The following is a 17,811-nucleotide window of genomic DNA, read 5'->3' as shown; positions in this document are numbered from 1 at the left end:
AGTAGGTAATGGTAAACCCACGGTATGCTTTGGAATGACGACTTATGGAAGTAGGGGGGTGTGTCATATATTCCCTCAAACGCGCTTTTCGATGGTATCAAAACACTCGATAACAGGGATTGCATAAAGAGCTACCATATTGATACGTTTTAATTCTCTTCGATTGTTTATCGTGCGTTTCAATAATGGGAGGTAGTTACGCTCAGCATCACTTTGAACTTGTCTTAATTCCATGCCAGTAAACTTTGCATACTCACTAAGTGTCATGCTTGGCCTGATATTATTTGCTGTTAAATAAGAAAGAGATAACTCCATAGCACTAGCGATGGAAGGATGCGGATTCCTTTGCGTCAATGAAACAATACCTTCTTTTGATTTTGGAGCGCGGATCAATTCACTTTCCAATGGTCTATTTTGTTGCACTGCTTCCATGAGTTATCCTTACTGGATTGGTTTAAAATTATTTAGATTACTTCTAAAAATCCTCTTTTGAAGATGTTTGTAGATAATAATCCTCAGGAGAAGATCATGTCAAGCCATTATGGGGAAAAATTAAAAAAAATTCGTACTGTTGAAGGTTTAACCCAGCCACAATTTGCAAGTGAAACTGGTGTGAGCCTTGGAGCAATAAGAAACTACGAAACTGGCCAAAGAGATGTTGGAATTAGTGTTATTGATAAAATAGTTAATCATGTCCGCTTTAAAAAATATGCGTTATGGTTGATAACTAATTCTATCGCTCCAGAATCAGGACAAATCGCCCCGGCTCTTGCACACTATAAGCAAGAAGAGGAAAAGTTTAGCGATCCCGACAGAAAAATGGATTAGTTTTTCATGTTCATCTTACTAAAATAAATAGATTTTTTGCCGAGCGTATTGCACAACTGGAATAGCTACAACGCAGGTAAATTATGAGAAAAATGCTCGACACCCGGTGCAATGTACTTAAAAAAAGCGGCCTTGGCTGGATGAGGCGGCACGCTTAAAAGTACAGGCGGTTGGCGCTGCGTTCACGAAATCGGAGCCTGTAAAAAAAGCTAATTAGTTTGATATTCTTTTAGCATGGAGGTTGTATTTCATCATTAAGCAGAATGATGAAAGACTGACCTTTTTTAAGGTCAGTGACGGTTGAAAAACGGCCAAAAGTTACCGTGGTATATTTCCCGAGAAGAATATTAATAGCAATCAGTAAGTATAAAAATACTAGCTTGAATCGTTGAATTAAGGATGAGGCACTACAGAAGATGAGCCGCATAAAAATGATTACCCGATTACCCTTTACGCTAAACCTAATTGTAACAATGATCTCGTATCTGAGCTGGAAAAACAAGGGATTAAAATAGATACAATAATGCGTTTTTCTGAAGGGCAGGACGATAAAAAGAGCATCACATTCAAAATTAATGAGTTAAATTTGAATGTGATGCAATAGCTGGTTTTTTAGGCAAGAATGAGAAAACTGAGATTAATATGTATTAAAATGACCAGCAAAAAATTACAGTTTCTTCGACATATAAGGTCAATGACTTACTTAAAGTACTAGATAAGACTGAAGCTATCGTGACTCGTGCATTAGGTAAACAAAAATAATGGCAGTTGGTAAATGACCTTCCGGTAAATGGATCGACGAGCGCTACTCCAATGAGGGTATCCTGTACGAAAGCAGTTTTCAACACGTGGTGAAGCCCTATCTTTTGAGATAAAGTTACAACCGAATGAGTCAGCGAATGGAACAGCCAAGCAGTTTGTGTTTCAACAGCGACCTACTCAGTCTGACCTCAATAGAAAACGGTATCAATAACCCGCTGCCATTCGGCTCAGTCTGAGCAGGTAAAAGAACCTCAATAATTTTTACTTTTTGAGAACGTGATCACAAAAACCTTGCTGTTTTAATTCACTCAGTACCCAACAGAGATCATCGGCGATATAACTTACGATAGGGGGAAGAACAAATTGCTGCATTCCATTGATGTCTTTTTGTATCAGATCCAAATGCAAAAAGTGCAATAGATTTTAGCCCGATTTAATTTGTGATAACTTTCAATGCTGATTTGTGACTGTTTCATGACGCGATCTCCCTGGATAAACGCTCTTCATCACGCCCCCTTAGCCAGCCTTCCATCTCATCGGCATACCACCCTATACGACGAATGCCAATGCGGATTGGATTAGGGAAATCATGTTTTTTCCACATTTCATCTAAAGCGCTGTCGGAGGCAATACGCAGAATGGACTTCACTTCCTTTCTCAATAAAATTTTACGATTTAACATTGACATTGCTCTTTTTTCCTTGAGTAAACGGGATGCCCCGCAGAGGAAAAGATGATTGATCTTTTTTTAACAGATAGAAAGAAATGGGGGGCTAATTTAGCCCCCTCGTCTCTTAATTAGCGGTCAGACATTTTTTATAGGTTGTCTTTGACGGCTTCGTACCAGTTTTTAAGCGTGTCTTTATTGAATTTGTGATTACAGCCCGCTTCAAGCGCATAAGCTGACAAGATGTTGGCCGCTTGCGTATAATTGGCTGAAATCTTTCCATGTGTTTTTTCGTACAGCGTAATAATGGCTATTTTGCAAGCGAGAGAGAGTCGACCGTTGTGGCTATTTTTGGTTATGAGGGCGTTAGGAACCGGCTTGCCGGTCGTTTTGAGTCGATGGATTAACGCCTGTCGCTGTAAATAGAAGAGAGTAAAGTTGTATTCGGTATTACAAACAGCAGCCTTTCGCAATGCTTGTATAACCGAGGCGGTTTCGAGGGGGCAGTGCTTGATAGTCATCAAAAGGTAGGGGATTGAGAGGCTTACGATAGATTTTTATCGGGGAGAGAGACCCGTGCTGCCGTTAAGGAGGCGGCACAGGTAGGAATGCGCTTCACAATGGTTTAAATAATCTTCAGTGATAAAAGTGTTTAACACAGCATGCAAATCCATATAAGCAAACTCGGCGTATTCGTCAAGAAATGAATCGTTCATTAATTAATGCCTCTCATGATTGACTGATATCCTTCATTTTTTGACACTTTAATGCCCCAAAAAAAAGTATATCAGTCCGTATTGATGAATATTTAACAGGAGTATTATGTACTCAAGATAATAATTACCCTATCAATAAAAGAAAGTGCTGCGGTTATAGGCACTACGTACTTTGTTTGTATCAACATGTGCCAATGCTGCTTCAATTACATCTGGAGCAAACCCTTTCTCATTGAGAGTTGTACTGGCAATAGATCTAAATCCATGTGCCACTAATATGTTCTTGTACCCCATACGGCGTAGAGCCATGTTCGCTGTTGCACTATTCATTGGTTTTAATGGATTTTTGAATGAGGGGAACACGTAAGGCTGGCGTGCACTGATCGGTTTCATCGCTTCTAATACCGCCAGTGATTGGGGAGAGAGCGGCACAACATGTTCCCGGCGCCATTTTCATCCGACCGGCTGGAATTGTCCATATTTTATCAATCAGATTGATTTCATCCCAACGAGCGGTAGCGGCTTCTGATGGTCTGGTGATTGTCAGTAATTGAAATTCTATCACCAGTCTGGTTTGTAACTCTATATTGGCAATAGACAGTGTACGCATGAGTTCTGGCAGTTTTTCCGGCCTAATTGTAGGCATGTGCGTTACTACTGGATTTTCAAAGACCTGGCTGATCTTCGTAGCAGGGTTTGCCTGTATCAACCCTGCATTAACGGCATAGTTCATTACTTCATTAATACGCATCGTAACCCGTCGTACTGTTTCTAATCGACCACTGGCACGAATAGGTTGCATGGCTTGTATAAATGTTTGTGCGGTTAGATTATTGATAGAAATCCCTTCCACGTAAGGGAAGATGTTCTTTTCCAGTGATCTCCATATATTATTAGGTGTATCTTTGGTTAACCCTTTTGATTTTTTTACTGCAAACCAATCGGCAGTGATTTTAGCAAAAGTATTGTTATTAGATGCCTTTTCTTTCTCTTGCTGCTGTCTTTGTTGCTCCTGCGGGTCGATCCCTTGTGCCAAGAGTGCTCTTATCTCCTCTCGTACACGTCTGGCTTCTGCCAGAGATAAAGCGGGGTAATGTCCTAGCGTTAAGGTTGTTCGCTTTTTCGTTGAGGGATGATAGTAGCGTAGACGCCACGTTTTAACGCCTGATAATTTAACAAACAGCAGCAATCCACCGCCATCATACAAAGATAAATCTTTGTTGACTGCCTTTGCTGCTTTCACTTCGGTATTGGTTAGAGGCTTTACTTGTATCGCCATATTAATCACCATTAATAGGACTATGGGACTACTTATTTTGGGCACTAAAAGATAGAGTCCCAAATCTAGTCCCTAAAAAACAGAGTATAACCATGCCACACCGAAAGATAACAGGCAACAAAAAACCCGCAAACTCATTTAGAAGGCGGGTTTCTTTAAAACTACAGTCAGTAAAAGATACTAACCGATATAATATTTGGTGCCCGGACTCGGAATCGAACCAAGGACACGAGGATTTTCAATCCTCTGCTCCACCGACTGAGCTATCCGGGCAACGGGGCGAATTAAACCCTATTGCAGTTGCGCCGTCAACGAATTTTTCTGCTTAAGACGCTTGGTTGTTCTCTTTTTAGGCAAATATAAAATGAAGTTGTGTTCTGTATACCCTTCGCCTTTGAAGTTGCCGCTAGGCAGCCAGGGTATGAGACCGATGAGCGTAGACATACTACGTGATTCGGCGAACACCCGCAGCCAACAACGCGGCGGCTTCAAAGGCGAAGGGTATATTGTGACAGCCATCGAGTAGATAAGTTATGATCCCTGATATGAGTCAGAAAATAAGGATAATAAAGTAATGACTGCATTAACTCATGATGTTGTAGAAAGCCAAGCGCTACACACTTTTACCGAAAACGCTTATCTGAATTATTCCATGTACGTCATTATGGATAGGGCCTTACCTTTTATCGGCGATGGATTAAAACCAGTACAGCGCCGGATTGTCTATGCCATGTCTGAACTGGGTCTGAATAATAGTGCAAAATTTAAAAAATCGGCGCGCACCGTGGGGGATGTGTTGGGCAAATATCATCCTCATGGTGATAGCGCTTGTTATGAAGCGATGGTTTTGATGGCACAATCTTTTTCTTATCGCTATCCGTTAATCGACGGTCAGGGAAACTGGGGTGCGCCAGATGATCCTAAATCCTTTGCCGCGATGCGTTATACCGAATCTCGTTTATCTAAGTATGCGCAAATATTATTGGCTGAATTAAGTCAAGGCACCGTGGATTGGATCGCCAATTTTGATGGCACCTTGCAAGAGCCAAAAATGTTACCCGCTCGATTACCTAATATTTTGCTTAATGGTACTACTGGCATCGCCGTTGGCATGGCCACCGATATTCCCCCTCACAATGTACAGGAAATTGCTCAAGCGCTTATTCAATTGATCGATAAACCTAACGCCTCTTTAGACGAGCTACTTGAATATGTGCAAGGGCCTGACTTTCCTACTGATGCTGAAATCATCACGCCCCGCCATGAAATAAAAAAAATTTATCAAACAGGGCGAGGCTCTATACGCATGCGTGCGATATGGAACAAAGAAGAGGCTAATGTAGTTATCACGGCATTACCTCATCAAGTATCAGGCGCCAAGGTGTTAGAGCAAATTGCAGGTCAAATGCGTAGCAAAAAATTACCGATGATTGAAGATTTACGTGATGAATCTAATCATGAGAATCCGACTCGTTTGGTGATCATTCCACGCTCCAATAGAATCGATTTAGATCAGGTAATGAGTCATTTGTTTGCTACCACTGATCTGGAAAAAAGTTATCGCATCAATATGAACATGATAGGGTTGGATAATCGCCCATCAGTCAAAGGATTACTAACTATTCTGAGCGAATGGTTGGTTTACCGCTGTGATACGGTTCGGCGGCGTTTAAATTATCGGTTAGACAATGTGCAGAGGCGTTTGCATATTTTGGAGGGGTTACTGACAGCTTTTTTAAACATCGATAAAGTGATTGATATTATTCGTACAGAAGATGATGCTAAATCAGTGTTGATAACCTGTTTTTCTCTTTCAGAAAGCCAAACAGAAGCGATACTTGAGCTTAAACTGCGTCAGTTAGCCAAATTAGAAGAGAAAAAGCTGCGCAGTGAGGAAGCGGAATTTCAGCAAGAGCTCGCCCAACTACAAATGCTATTGGAATCAAAAGCAGCATTTAACCAATTACTTAAAAAAGAGATCCAAGCGGATACGGCTGTTTGTCATCATCAACAAAACCATTGTCGTCGTTCACCCCTGATCCAGCGAGATGATGCGAAAGCCATGAATGAACACGATATCCAGCCTTCTGAGCCGGTTACGGTGGTGTTATCTAAAATGGGATGGGTGCGTAGCGCTAAAGGGCATGATGTTGACCCCAGTGGTTTCAACTATAAAGCGGGAGATTGCTTTCGTACCGCCGCGCAAGGTAAAAGTAATCAACCAGCGGTGTTTATTGATTCGACTGGTCGTAGTTATTCTCTTGATCCACTGACTTTACCTTCTGCTCGAGGGCAGGGTGAGCCGCTGACTGGGCGATTTATCTCATCAACAGAAGCGGTTATCGAATATGTATTGATGGCAGATAACGATCAACAGCTACTCTTATCCTCTGATGCTGGTTATGGTTTTATTTGTCACTTCAGTGATCTGATTACTAAAAATCGGGCAGGTAAAGCATTAATGGCTTTACCCAGTAATGCCAAAATATTACCGCCATTAAAACTGCACGGAGCCGATGATATGTTGTTGTCAATCACGGCAGGAAGAATATTGATGTTCCCCGCCGCTGATTTGCCCAGATTAACGAAAGGAAAAGGGAATAAAATTATATCGATTTCAAAACAGGAGCGAATGGCAGGTAGCGATAATTTAAGGTGGCTACTCAGATTATCCGTTCAGGCATCGGTTACATTCTATTCAGGTAAACGAAAATTAACCCTAAAGCCAGAAGAATTAAAAAAATTTAGCGCCAAACGAGGGAGTAAAGGTTCATTATTGCCAAGGGGATTAACACGTATTGATCGAATAGAAGTGTTAGAGCCTGTTTGAAATTTTTTTGAATCAGACTAAAACATGGAAAAAATAGGCGAAAAATCACCGCTTTCAGCGTCGCTTTGCCTCCATCAACGACAAATGATACGGCAAGGTATTCGCCGTATACTCGTTATCAGCGGTGATAGCCGCTGGTGTCAGCAACAAGCATTGATTTTGGCTCAATTACTGCCTGGCGATTGGCCATGGATAGGTGAAGCGGGATCAGCTCAAACTAAGATTATTCCTACTTACGCCGCTAAAACTTTGCTCGGACAAGAAAAAATGCACGCAATATTTGATGCCACTACCGCATTTGATGTAGAGGCGTTAGCTGTGTTAGCAGGGACGTTGCGGGCGGGTAGCTGGTTGTTATTGTTAGTGCCGAAGTGGAGCCATTGGCCGATGCTTATCGATCAAGACAGTCGACGGTGGTGTGGGCAGGAGCAGGCGATTGCTACACCCCATTTCATTTATCATTTTCAACGTCAGCTGCTGGCCGATAACGAGGTGGCGTTTTGGCATCAGGGGCATTGTCCGATCCTTCCGCTAACAGAGTCTCGGCCGCCTCGCCGCGGCATTGATGGAATGCCGACTTCAAAGCAACAGGCTATTTTAGATCGATTAATGCGAGCCGAAAGCGGAGTCTGGGTGCTAATGGCGGCGCGAGGGCGTGGCAAATCGACGTTGGCAAGCATGTTGGTGACACAATGGCCAGGCACCTGTTGGGTCACCGCCCGTAGTAAATCGGCAACGCAGATACTGTATCAACAGGTCACTAAAAAAGCGGTGTTTTGGGCACCAGATGCGCTGCTGGTTTTTTGTCGTCAGCATGATGTTAAGCAGGTTGATTGGTTGCTAATCGATGAAGCTGCTGCGCTTCCTGTGCCATTGTTATCTGCTCTGCTGGCGTATTTTCCGCGCATTCTATTAATTACTACGGTTCAAGGCTATGAAGGTACCGGGCAGGGTTTTTTGCTTAAATTTTGCGCTAGGCTGAAGCACTGCCAGTATTTAACTCTCACTGATCCTATTCGTTGGGCAGCCAATGATCCGCTTGAGCGTGTATTGGATCAAGCACTGTTATTAAATAATCCTTCTAAATCCAAAACAGGGGATGAAAAGCGTGAGCAGGGCTCACTGAAAATTATCAGGATCGCGCAAAATGAAGCCTGGCAGAAGTCACATTTATTACCCGATTTTTATGGTTTATTGTCCAACGCGCATTATCGGACGACCCCGCTTGATTTACGTCGTTTGATGGATGCCCCAGGAATGCATTTTGCCGCGATGCTGGCCGATGAAACGCTGGTAGCTGCCATATGGCTGGTGGATGAAGGGGGGCTAGCAGATACCCTGGCGCGCGACATTTGGGCTGGCCGCCGAAGGCCTCGAGGCAATTTGGTCGCTCAATCATTGTCGGCGCATAGTGGGCAATGGTTAGCACCGATTTTACGTTCTCGCCGCATTAGTCGAATAGCGGTAATGGATAAATGGCGGCGACGGGGGATTGCATTGCGCATGGTCTTGGCTGAAAAACAGACTGCTCAGCGGCTAGATTTTTTGTCTGTTAGTTTTGGTTATACCGATGAGTTGAGTGCTTTTTGGCACGCTTGTGGTTTTAAATTGGTTCGTATAGGGAGTCATAAAGAAGCCAGTAGTGGATGTTATACGGCGATGGCGATATTGCCGTTGAATACCGCGGCAAAAACATTATGTCAATCGTTACAACAACAATGGGTCAGGGATCGGATCTGGTTGCCGCAGTGGCAATGCTATCCTTTGCCCATAAATAAAATAGAAGATAGATCACTTAATGATGAAGATTGGCGTGAGTTAACCGGTTTTGCTTATGCTTTTCGTCCTCTAGAAGCCAGTCGAGCCGCTTTGCAGCGGCTACTTATAAATAGTTTGTTGCCACTACCTGCTTTACGTCAATATTTACAACAGCAATTACCAATAGCAGAAATTATAATCCATTGTCATTTGAATGGCCGTAAAGCCTTGACCTCTTGCTGGCGGCAGGAGGTGCAGCAGGCGTTGCTGAATTTGGATAAAAGCCGCCATGATATTTGGCAAAAATGGGTAATGGAGTGAAAGGGTATTCAAAATCCCTTGTGCTCGCTGATACTTCGTCAAAAACGAGCTCAAAATGCTTATTTACGCTCTTCATTAAGTACAAAAAGAAACTGTGCCTTTTCGCTCATTTTTTCCTCGTTTGAGCGTTGCTCAAGAAGATTTCGAATAGTCTCCAAAGATGTAATCAATTAGATGATAGCGTTACCGGAAAAATATCTATTTTCTCTTTATGTTGAGTGTCTAAAACTCTAATCACTAATTTATAATCACCAGGTGAAACTTCTTCAACAGGTAAGTTGATGCTGGTATTGCGCAAGATCCTTGCGTTATGATCGCCCTTAACCCATGATAAATTGAAATTAGTGGTGAGAGCCCTTGCCAATGCTTGATCATTACTATTACATAGATAGGTACCAATCAGCAAAAATGGACGAGGTCGCGTTTTTTTTACTTCGACAGAATATTGAATCTGGGTTTTATTATCTTCAACATGATAATTATTATTACTTTCATTAATGCCAATTAAACTATAAAGAGGCGCCTCCGTTGTCGGTGTAGGAAAACGACAGGGATTAACGAACTGTGTTTCTTCAGTCGCCATAGCAGCAGTACTGACTAACATGATACATGAGATTATTTTATGGAATAGTTTCATTTTTTTATCCTTAAATATTTAAATAATAAATATACCCAATGAATTTCGAGTTACGGCAAGGCGGCAATCAATCGAATCCTAGGAGTGTACAAGTAGTACATGACTAGGATGAGTGCGGGCAGCCAATGCCGCCGTAACTTGAAAGGTGAAGGGTATATGGCCATTTTGCCTTCTCACTGAGACTGTGATTGATTTAGCCTTCGAAAACCGGCCTGTTATGATGTCTCTTATCTGGCATTGCTGAAACCTCATTATTTGCAATATGAATTTCAATGATTGATACATTTATATTTAAAATAAAATTAATTTTATTACCGCTGAATAATAGAAAAGAAAAAATAGCAATTAAAACAAAATGCGCAGGATTAAATTAAGGCGCCTCAGGTAACATATACCCTTCACCTTTGAAGTTGCCTCTAGGCGGCCAGGGCGACCACTACGTGATTCGGCGAGCACCGCAGTCAACAACTCGGTGGTTGCAAAGGCGAAGGGGATAGAATCAAGTTAGAATGATTCAGCTATAGCTAGTCGATTTTGCAAGAAGTCTGGTGTTATGATAGCTAAACGGTAGAAAAACCGGTTATGAAATCAAGGAGACGATGGTATGAAACTGGAAGCAGCCATCAGATATTTTAACCCCACAAGCCAAGTCATTAACGATTCACCCCGCGATACTTCACCTAATACTTTTACCCGCGCCGATATTGCAACCGCACTAGGGATGGCCGAAGCTAAAGCTAGCTTTGGAATATCGGCATATTTAGGTAAACATGATGTGAGTCATCAAGATAGGATCCGCGCGATAAAACAGTTAGCACAGTATGCAAAGCAACAAGCGCCTAAACATGTTGGTAAGGCGGCAGGTAAACGTATGGCTCAATGTATGGCTATTTTGGCAAAATTCGCTTATGCCGAATACGGCGGCTCAGCAGCAAGTACTTACCTCTGTTCCTGCTGTGCTGGTAGTGGATTTATCGACGATCAAACTGATAATAAAAATCGCGCAAAAACATCCCTCAATTCACCGTGCAATAACCCGCCACGCAATCCGCTCGCCTGTTACATTGATAATAGGGAAAAAGAAAAACGGCTGTGTAAATCATGTGATGGCAAAGGTACGGTTTCTAATCGCTGTCGTTGTAATGGAACAGGCAAGGTATTGGATCGAAAAGAAACAAAAATTCATGGCTATTTGGTTATTAAAATTTGTAAACGCTGTGCGGGTCGAGGGTATAAACGTGTTCCCGCATCGATGGCTTATGCGGCTATTTCGATATTATTGCCTAAACTGACTCAATCAACATGGTCGCGGAACTGGAAACCATTTTATGAATCTTTAATTCTGCAATGCAAAATAGAAGAAAATAAAGCAAAGGCCGTATTTAAGCAGATTACGGGTTAATAAATTTAGCAATATTCGCTGTAAACCCTCGCTCAATTTGGGCGAGGTCTATCCCCACAGCCTTTGAAGTTGCCATTAGGCTGCCAGAGCGTAAGACCCGATGAGCGTAAATTACTACCTGATGAGGGCTAACGCACGCAGCCAACAACACGGCGGCTTCAAAAGCGAAGGGTATAGCCAAATCAGTTTAATTTGATTCGGCTATATCATGACATGGCAATAAATTGCTCCCTCATACGATGCACTTGATCTCGGAGCGATGCCGCCTGTTCGAATTCAAGATTTTGCGCACAAATATACATTTTCGCTTCTAATTCATGGATTTTCTGCTCGAGCGCTTGGGGTGTTAGCGCCTGATAATGGTTTGCCGCTTCCATTGCTTTCAATCCGGATTTTTTTTCTTTGCCGCTTGAATAGGGCTGGCCTAATTGTAATATGTCTTCTATTTTTTTATTTAGCCCTTGAGGAATAATCCCTTTCTCTTCGTTATACGCTTTCTGCTTGGCACGTCGTCGTTCGGTTTCCTGAATCGCTTTTTCCATTGATGAGGTTATTTTGTCGCCATATAATATAGCTTTGCCATTCAGATTACGCGCCGCTCGCCCCATGGTTTGAATTAAAGAGCGTTCGGAGCGTAAAAACCCTTCTTTATCCGCATCCAAAATGGCGACCAATGAAACCTCAGGAATATCTAATCCTTCACGCAGTAAATTGATGCCGACCAGTATGTCAAAATGACCCAGGCGTAAATCGCGAATGATTTCAATTCTCTCGACAGTATCAATATCTGAATGTAAATAACGAACCCGTTCACCCTGTTCTTGCAGGTATTGCGTCAAATCCTCTGCCATACGTTTAGTGAGTGTGGTGACTAATATTCGTTCGTTAATTAACACCCGTTGACGAATTTCCGATAATAAGTCATCAACTTGTATTGTCGCTGGTCGCACTTCAATAACGGGATCAAGTAACCCCGTCGGGCGTACCAGTTGCTCAATAACTTTACCGGAAGATTTATCCAACTCGTATTGATTCGGGGTGGCAGATACATAGATAGTTTGCGGTGCGAGTGCTTCAAATTCTTCAAAACGGAGAGGGCGGTTGTCTAGCGCTGACGGCAACCTGAAACCGTATTCCACTAAATTTTCTTTACGAGAGCTATCGCCTTTATACATGGCGCCAATTTGTGGAATAGTGACATGAGATTCATCAACAATTAATAGGCCGTTCGCAGGCAAGTAGTCGAATAGTGTTGGTGGGGGATCACCGGCAGCACGGCCTGAAAGATAACGGGAGTAGTTCTCAATCCCAGAGCAGTAACCCAGCTCGTTGATCATTTCAATATCAAACTGTGTTCGCTGTGTGAGGCGTTGCTCTTCTAGCAGTTTATTATTCGCTAATAGCAGGGTACGTCTTTGCTGCAATTCCACTTTTATTTCTTCTATCATTTGCAAAATACATTCACGCGGCGTGGCGTAATGTGTTTTCGGGTAGATGGTGCAGCGGGTAATTTGTTGTAAAAATTGACCCGTCAGTGGATCAAACAATGATAAACGCTCAACTTCGTTATCAAATAGTTCCACTCGTACGGCTTGTTTACTCGATTCGGCAGGAAAGATATCGATCACCTCACCACGCACTCGAAAAGTACCACGCTGGAATACTTGATCGTTACGTTTATATTGTAGTTCTGCTAGACAGCGTAAAATCTCACGTTGATCAATGATCATACCGTTGGTTAAATGCAATATCATTTTTAGATAACGATCAGGATCACCCAAGCCATAAATTGCCGATACGGATGCCACTACGATAACATCTTGACGCTCAAGTAATGCCTTGGTGGCAGATAAACGCATTTGTTCAATATGTTCATTGATGGCGGAATCTTTTTCAATAAAGGTATCAGAGCTCGGGACGTAAGCTTCAGGCTGATAATAATCATAATAGGAAACAAAATATTCCACGGCATTGTTAGGAAAAAAGACTTTCATTTCACCGTAGAGTTGTGCCGCCAATGTTTTGTTGGGCGCTAAAATTAGCGTGGGTTTTTGCATATCAGCGATGACATTTGCCACGGTAAAGGTTTTACCGGAGCCGGTCACGCCGAGCAATGTTTGATGTGCCAGGCCATTTTCTAATCCTTCTTTCAGCTGGAAAATGGCGCTGGGTTGATCCCCCGATGGCTCAAAACTAGCATGTAATTGGAATGATTTTTTCATGAACAATGACTCATAAATCAATTTTACTTGATTGAGTAAAATAGCGTTTATCTTCCCAACGGAGTAGGGTTAAGTCCCCCCCCCAACAGCACCCGGTATCCATAGCGTAAATCCCAGCAGGTGTTCCTTTGCCGCGTAATGCAGCCCAGTGACCAAAAGCGATAGCGTAGTCTTCATCGATTGAAACTGGGAGATCAAACCAAGGTTTGAGAGGAGCAGGGGCATGTTCAGGTTTACTTTTACAGTTCATGTCGAGCTGCCCGTGCGGAAAACAGTAACGCATACGTGTCAGTACATTAGTGCTAAATCGCAGACGCGCTAATCCTTTTAGTTCAGGATCCCAACTGTTAGGCATATCACCATACATGGCATCGAGAAACAGAGGATAACTGTCACTACTGAGAACGGCTTCAACTTCTCGGGCGCAATTTTGTGCCGTTGCGAGATCCCATTGTGGACTGATACCGGCATGCGCCATGACCAGTTTCAAGTGAGTATCAATCTGTAACACCGGCTGACGACGTAACCAATTGATCAGTTGATCAACATCTGGCGCTTCAAGCAATTCATTGAGTCGGTCTTTGGGTTTGTTACGAGTGATCCCTGCATATACCGCTAATAAATGCAGATCATGATTACCCAAGACGATACGTACAGCTTCTCCGAGGGATCGAACGTACCGCAACACGGCTAATGAAGAGGTTCCACGGGCGACTAAATCCCCCGTCAGCCACAATTTATCCTGTTGTGGATTAAAATTAACTTGGGTTAATAAAGCACGTAATTCAGCAAAACAACCGTGAATATCACCGATAATATAGGTAGACATAGTTAATCAGTTATAGTGGGTATACCCTTTGCCTTTCAAGTTACGGCGGCGCTGGCAGCGATCACTCATCCTAGTCATGTACCGATTCGATTGATTGCCGTCTTGCCGTAACGCGAAATTCATTGGGTATAGGTTTTTATAATGTTAGTCACTTCGGTTGATCTGAAAGCCAATTAGCCAGTCGACAATATTGCGCAACAGAAAGATTTTCAGCCCTAACGTTTGGATCGATATCAAGCTCAGTCAATTGTTCCGCAGTGAATAATTTCCCTAGACTATTACGAATAATTTTTCGGCGTTGGTTAAATGCTTGAGTCGTAATCTGTCTAAGAATACGGGTATCACTAACTGGATTTGGCAGCTGTTGGTGTGGAACCAAACGTACCACGGCAGAATCTACCTTAGGAGCTGGCGTAAATGCCTCAGGGGGGACTTCTACTATGGGAATGATTTGACAATAATACTGAGCCATTACCGTTAAACGCCCATACGCCTTATTATGAGGACCCGCCACCAACCGATTCACCACTTCTTTTTGCAACATAAAATGCATATCACGTATTATTTTAGTGTAGTTGAAAAGATGAAACATTAACGGTGTAGAAATATTGTACGGTAGATTACCGAAAACACGTAGTGGTTGCCCCGCCCCTTCTGCCAATAGTGAAAAGTCGAAATTCATCGCATCTTGTTGGTATATCGTCAATTTTTCTTTGAGTGTAGGGTGTTCCGCAAGGCGAGCGGCGAGATCGCGATCTAATTCAATGACTGTCATATGATCTATGCGATCAGCAACAGGTTTTGTGAGTACGCCTAAACCAGAGCCGATTTCAACCATGGCTTCCCCAGGTATTGGGTGAATAGCCGAGACGATGCTATCAATAATATGGGGATCTTTTAAAAAATTTTGCCCAAAACGTTGGCGAGCAATATGCCCTTGGTGTGATTTATGTGATTTATTTTTCATCTTTTTTATTAGACCTCTTTCCAAACCGTAGTTCGTTATGCTAAGTCAAGGCGCCCGGCGCACAGCAACCTTCGTTGCCATGCAGTACATGAGGATTGCGAGCGCCGGGCAACGCAGGATTCGCGTCACGTAGTAGGTTTGGAAAGAGGTTTATGCTTAGTGTTGCAATTATTTATCATTTTAATAGCCAAATTTAATGCTGCCTCGAGACTACCTGTTTCCGCACGACCCGTCGCCGCAAGTTCTAAAGCGGTGCCATGGTCAACGGAGGTGCGAATAAAGGGAAGACCCAGCGTGATATTAACCGCTTGGCCAAACCCGTGATATTTAAGCACCGGTAAACCTTGATCATGGTACATAGCAAGCACTACGTCAGCCTGCTCAAGATATTTTGGTTGAAATAAGGTATCTGCCGGTAGAGGGCCTATCAGATCGATATCTTCCTTACGCAAGGATTGTAATGTGGGAGCAATGATATCCAGCTCTTCTCTCCCGAGATGACCCCCTTCACCTGCATGTGGGTTCAACCCACAGACATAAATCCGAGGCTTAAGAATACCCCATTTCTGTTTTAATTCGTCATTAAGGATTCTGATCACCTGAGATAAGTTAGCTTTAGTAATCGCTTTTGGCACCTGTGATAATGGCAAATGCGTTGTCACTAGCGCCACACGCAGCGAAGGTGTTGCTAACATCATCACTACCTGTTTTACGTTGCTATGTTCGGCAAGAAATTCAGTATGCCCAACAAAAGGAATGCCCGCATCATTGATAATACTTTTTTGCACTGGAGCGGTGACAAGCGCAGAAAATTCACTCCGTAGACAACCTTCACAGGCGCGTGTGAGGGTCTCTAGCACATAGCGGCTATTTTTTCTTTCAAGCTGGCCGGCAACCACGGGTGCGCCGGTTTTTATTGGCAGAATGGTTAATGTGCCTTTTGACGATAATGCGTTAGTCCTGTCGCATTGATATTCTCTCAGGATCAAAGGTAATTTGAGCTGTTCGGCTCGCTGATTCAATAGCTGCTCATCGGCGCAAACGACCAGTTCGATGGGCCAATCTTGCTGTGCCAGTGCTATGACCAAATCTGACCCCACCCCGGCAGGCTCTCCTGGGGTGATAACGATAGGTTTATTGTTTTTCATCAGTATTATCAAGTATTTTCACATAGGCTGCTGCGCGTATTTCTTGCATCCAAGGTTGCAGTTCTTCTGAAAACTTGCGTTTAATGAGCATGCGGTAAGCTTGTTCTTTCAGCATTTCATCGGTTCGGTCTACGGTACGGCTATCGATTAATTGAATTAAATGCCAACCCAATGAAGAACGCACAGGTGGACTAATGGCGCCTTTTTTTAAGCTTGCTAGTTCATTAAGGAAGGTAGGATCATATCTATCATCAGGTGAAATCCAACCGAGATCGCCCCCTTGTTGTGCAGAGCCTGGATCTTCAGAAATTTCTCGTGCGACGGCAGCAAAATCGGTTTTTCCGCTTTTGATTTTTTGTCTGACGGATTGTAATTTCGCCTGAGCTTGCTTATCGGTCATCATCACCGAGGGTTTCAGTAAAATATGACGTACGCGCATTTCAGTAATTGATATTTTTTTATCCGCCTTCCGGATGTCGTTGACTTTTAAAATATGAAAACCTACGCCTGAACGGATGGGGCCAATGATATCGCGTTTATTAGCCGTCTTGAGTTGTTCAGCAAATAGCCTCGGCAATTCTGCCAGTTTACTCCACCCCATTTGACCGCCTTTTAGTGCTTGGGAATCGGATGAATGGGCAATCGCCAATTTGGCGAAACTCTTGTCTGATTTAATTTCAGCGACAATTTTTTCGGCTTTTTTTTCGGCTTGATCTTTTTGTTGCACTGAGGCGTTTTCAGGCAATGAGATCAGGATATGGCTGATATTAAGCTCTGTGTTTCCACCGGTTTGCGCCGCGAGTTGTTGGGCTAATGATTCAACTTCTTGCGGTAAAATTTTGATACGGCGTCGAACTTCGTTATTACGCACTTCTGATATCTGCATTTCGTTGCGGATATGTGTGCGGTAAGTCTGATAATTGATGCCTTCCTTAGCCAAGCGGCTACGCAGTTGATCAATGGTCATATGATTTTGAGCGGCAATATTCGCAATGGCGTTATCCAGATGGCTTTCAGAGATAGTCATACCCATTTTCTGCGCCATCTGTAATTGAATATCATTCATAATTAAACTTTCAATGATCTGATGACGTAACTGCTTTTCGTCAGGTATCGGTTGATCAGCCTGTTCTGCACTAAACTTAACTGATTGCAAAAGCGTATCTATATCACTTTGTAGTATTACCTTGCTATTGACGATAGCAGCGGATTTATCGGTTTGTTGTGACGCTGCAAACCCGGCATGGGTAAAAATCACCATACTGAGGATCAGCATTCCCCAATTTTTCATATTATGAGTTCCATCATGATGTCATCTGAAAATTTCGAATATACCCTTCGCCTTTGAAGTGACAGCGGCGTTGGCTGTCGCACTCATCCTCTGTCATGTACTACCTGTACACTCCTGGGATTCGATTAATTGCCGCCTTGCCGTAACTCGGAAT

At 43.0% G+C, this 17,811-nt stretch carries 17 protein-coding genes and 1 tRNA gene; 5 read left to right on the top strand and 13 right to left on the bottom strand.

Going from position 1 to position 17,811, the window contains the following annotated elements:
• Positions 1–75: 75 nt before the first annotated feature.
• The gene (locus REG_RS04310; RefSeq protein WP_006704611.1) at positions 76–432 is read right to left on the bottom strand and encodes a hypothetical protein; all 357 of its coding nucleotides are present in this window, start codon (positions 430–432) and stop codon (positions 76–78) included.
• Between the two features lie 96 nt (positions 433–528).
• On the opposite strand from REG_RS04310, the gene REG_RS04305 reads away from it, so the two are divergent.
• Positions 529–828 carry a helix-turn-helix domain-containing protein gene (locus REG_RS04305; RefSeq protein ID WP_039907279.1) on the top strand — a complete coding sequence of 100 codons (300 nt, stop codon included), beginning with the start codon at positions 529–531 and terminating at the stop codon, positions 826–828.
• Between the two features lie 1,023 nt (positions 829–1,851).
• Here REG_RS04305 and REG_RS13145 read toward each other — a convergent pair.
• The 6 genes from REG_RS13145 to REG_RS04285 form a co-directional block, all read right to left on the bottom strand.
• The gene (locus tag REG_RS13145) at positions 1,852–2,007 is read right to left on the bottom strand and encodes a derepression protein (protein WP_006704612.1); all 156 of its coding nucleotides are present in this window, start codon (positions 2,005–2,007) and stop codon (positions 1,852–1,854) included.
• Between the two features lie 55 nt (positions 2,008–2,062).
• The gene (locus REG_RS04300) at positions 2,063–2,272 is read right to left on the bottom strand and encodes a helix-turn-helix transcriptional regulator (RefSeq protein WP_311317243.1); all 210 of its coding nucleotides are present in this window, start codon (positions 2,270–2,272) and stop codon (positions 2,063–2,065) included.
• Between the two features lie 134 nt (positions 2,273–2,406).
• Entirely contained in the window at positions 2,407–2,778 is a 372-nt protein-coding gene (locus REG_RS04295) for a hypothetical protein (protein ID WP_039907278.1), read from the bottom strand.
• 327 nt (positions 2,779–3,105) lie between these two features.
• Complete coding sequence (locus tag REG_RS14590; RefSeq protein WP_407078944.1) at positions 3,106–3,366, bottom strand: tyrosine-type recombinase/integrase; 261 nt, start codon at positions 3,364–3,366, stop codon at positions 3,106–3,108.
• The gene (locus tag REG_RS04290) at positions 3,296–4,252 is read right to left on the bottom strand and encodes an integrase arm-type DNA-binding domain-containing protein (protein WP_050749316.1); all 957 of its coding nucleotides are present in this window, start codon (positions 4,250–4,252) and stop codon (positions 3,296–3,298) included. Before REG_RS04290 ends, REG_RS14590 begins: the two co-directional genes overlap by 71 nt.
• 197 nt (positions 4,253–4,449) lie before the next feature.
• Positions 4,450–4,525 (bottom strand) — tRNA-Phe (locus REG_RS04285).
• Positions 4,526–4,616: 91 nt separating this feature from the next.
• Here REG_RS04285 and REG_RS13695 point away from each other — a divergent pair.
• The 3 genes from REG_RS13695 to REG_RS04275 are packed head-to-tail and all read left to right on the top strand — an operon-like array spanning position 4,617 to position 9,161.
• The gene (locus REG_RS13695) at positions 4,617–4,778 is read left to right on the top strand and encodes a hypothetical protein (RefSeq protein ID WP_218015662.1); all 162 of its coding nucleotides are present in this window, start codon (positions 4,617–4,619) and stop codon (positions 4,776–4,778) included.
• Between the two features lie 48 nt (positions 4,779–4,826).
• Positions 4,827–7,082, top strand: coding sequence for a DNA topoisomerase IV subunit A (gene parC, locus REG_RS04280; protein WP_006704605.1), 2,256 nt, complete (start codon positions 4,827–4,829; stop codon positions 7,080–7,082).
• A gap of 24 nt (positions 7,083–7,106) precedes the next feature.
• Positions 7,107–9,161, top strand: a complete 2,055-nt coding sequence (locus REG_RS04275) for a tRNA(Met) cytidine acetyltransferase TmcA (RefSeq protein ID WP_006704604.1) — start codon at positions 7,107–7,109, stop codon at positions 9,159–9,161.
• 166 nt (positions 9,162–9,327) lie between these two features.
• Here REG_RS04275 and REG_RS04270 read toward each other — a convergent pair whose 3' ends face one another.
• Positions 9,328–9,798 (bottom strand): hypothetical protein, encoded by a 471-nt coding sequence (locus tag REG_RS04270; RefSeq protein ID WP_006704603.1) that lies wholly within the window; start codon positions 9,796–9,798, stop codon positions 9,328–9,330.
• Between the two features lie 604 nt (positions 9,799–10,402).
• Between REG_RS04270 and REG_RS04265 the strand changes: the two genes are divergently transcribed.
• Positions 10,403–11,200 carry an antitermination protein Q gene (locus REG_RS04265; protein WP_006704601.1) on the top strand — a complete coding sequence of 266 codons (798 nt, stop codon included), beginning with the start codon at positions 10,403–10,405 and terminating at the stop codon, positions 11,198–11,200.
• 206 nt (positions 11,201–11,406) lie between these two features.
• Here REG_RS04265 and uvrB read toward each other — a convergent pair whose 3' ends face one another.
• The 5 genes from uvrB to surA form a co-directional block, all read right to left on the bottom strand.
• Entirely contained in the window at positions 11,407–13,422 is a 2,016-nt protein-coding gene (gene uvrB / locus REG_RS04260; protein ID WP_039907276.1) for an excinuclease ABC subunit UvrB, read from the bottom strand.
• A 10-nt stretch (positions 13,423–13,432) separates the two neighbouring features.
• Positions 13,433–14,251 carry a bis(5'-nucleosyl)-tetraphosphatase (symmetrical) ApaH gene (apaH, locus tag REG_RS04255; RefSeq protein ID WP_006704599.1) on the bottom strand — a complete coding sequence of 273 codons (819 nt, stop codon included), beginning with the start codon at positions 14,249–14,251 and terminating at the stop codon, positions 13,433–13,435.
• Between the two features lie 148 nt (positions 14,252–14,399).
• Positions 14,400–15,218, bottom strand: a complete 819-nt coding sequence (rsmA, locus tag REG_RS04250; protein ID WP_039907274.1) for a 16S rRNA (adenine(1518)-N(6)/adenine(1519)-N(6))-dimethyltransferase RsmA — start codon at positions 15,216–15,218, stop codon at positions 14,400–14,402.
• Between the two features lie 125 nt (positions 15,219–15,343).
• On the bottom strand, positions 15,344–16,366 hold the full coding sequence (gene pdxA / locus REG_RS04245; RefSeq protein ID WP_039907272.1) for a 4-hydroxythreonine-4-phosphate dehydrogenase PdxA: 1,023 nt from the start codon (positions 16,364–16,366) through the stop codon (positions 15,344–15,346).
• The gene (gene surA, locus REG_RS04240; RefSeq protein ID WP_006704596.1) at positions 16,353–17,657 is read right to left on the bottom strand and encodes a peptidylprolyl isomerase SurA; all 1,305 of its coding nucleotides are present in this window, start codon (positions 17,655–17,657) and stop codon (positions 16,353–16,355) included. Before surA ends, pdxA begins: the two co-directional genes overlap by 14 nt.
• Positions 17,658–17,811: the final 154 nt, after the last annotated feature.

This window comes from Candidatus Regiella insecticola LSR1 (assembly GCF_000143625.1).
In the GTDB taxonomy this organism is placed as follows: Bacteria; Pseudomonadota; Gammaproteobacteria; order Enterobacterales; family Enterobacteriaceae; genus Regiella; species Regiella insecticola.
Note: the sequence above shows the minus strand (reverse complement) of the source record. Positions and strands in the feature narration are given on the sequence as shown.

Coding starts and splice junctions, on each gene's coding strand:
- REG_RS14590 (WP_407078944.1), bottom strand. CDS start 3,366: ATGAAACCGATCAGTGCACGCCAGCCTTACGTGTTCCCCTCATTCAAA.
- REG_RS04305 (WP_039907279.1), top strand. CDS start 529: ATGTCAAGCCATTATGGGGAAAAATTAAAAAAAATTCGTACTGTTGAA.
- pdxA (WP_039907272.1), bottom strand. CDS start 16,366: ATGAAAAACAATAAACCTATCGTTATCACCCCAGGAGAGCCTGCCGGG.
- surA (WP_006704596.1), bottom strand. CDS start 17,657: ATGAAAAATTGGGGAATGCTGATCCTCAGTATGGTGATTTTTACCCAT.
- uvrB (WP_039907276.1), bottom strand. CDS start 13,422: ATGAAAAAATCATTCCAATTACATGCTAGTTTTGAGCCATCGGGGGAT.
- REG_RS04265 (WP_006704601.1), top strand. CDS start 10,403: ATGAAACTGGAAGCAGCCATCAGATATTTTAACCCCACAAGCCAAGTC.
- REG_RS04290 (WP_050749316.1), bottom strand. CDS start 4,252: ATGGCGATACAAGTAAAGCCTCTAACCAATACCGAAGTGAAAGCAGCA.
- parC (WP_006704605.1), top strand. CDS start 4,827: ATGACTGCATTAACTCATGATGTTGTAGAAAGCCAAGCGCTACACACT.
- REG_RS04310 (WP_006704611.1), bottom strand. CDS start 432: ATGGAAGCAGTGCAACAAAATAGACCATTGGAAAGTGAATTGATCCGC.
- rsmA (WP_039907274.1), bottom strand. CDS start 15,218: ATGAAAAATAAATCACATAAATCACACCAAGGGCATATTGCTCGCCAA.
- REG_RS04300 (WP_311317243.1), bottom strand. CDS start 2,272: ATGTTAAATCGTAAAATTTTATTGAGAAAGGAAGTGAAGTCCATTCTG.
- REG_RS04270 (WP_006704603.1), bottom strand. CDS start 9,798: ATGAAACTATTCCATAAAATAATCTCATGTATCATGTTAGTCAGTACT.
- REG_RS04275 (WP_006704604.1), top strand. CDS start 7,107: ATGGAAAAAATAGGCGAAAAATCACCGCTTTCAGCGTCGCTTTGCCTC.
- REG_RS13695 (WP_218015662.1), top strand. CDS start 4,617: ATGAAGTTGTGTTCTGTATACCCTTCGCCTTTGAAGTTGCCGCTAGGC.
- REG_RS04295 (WP_039907278.1), bottom strand. CDS start 2,778: ATGACTATCAAGCACTGCCCCCTCGAAACCGCCTCGGTTATACAAGCA.
- apaH (WP_006704599.1), bottom strand. CDS start 14,251: ATGTCTACCTATATTATCGGTGATATTCACGGTTGTTTTGCTGAATTA.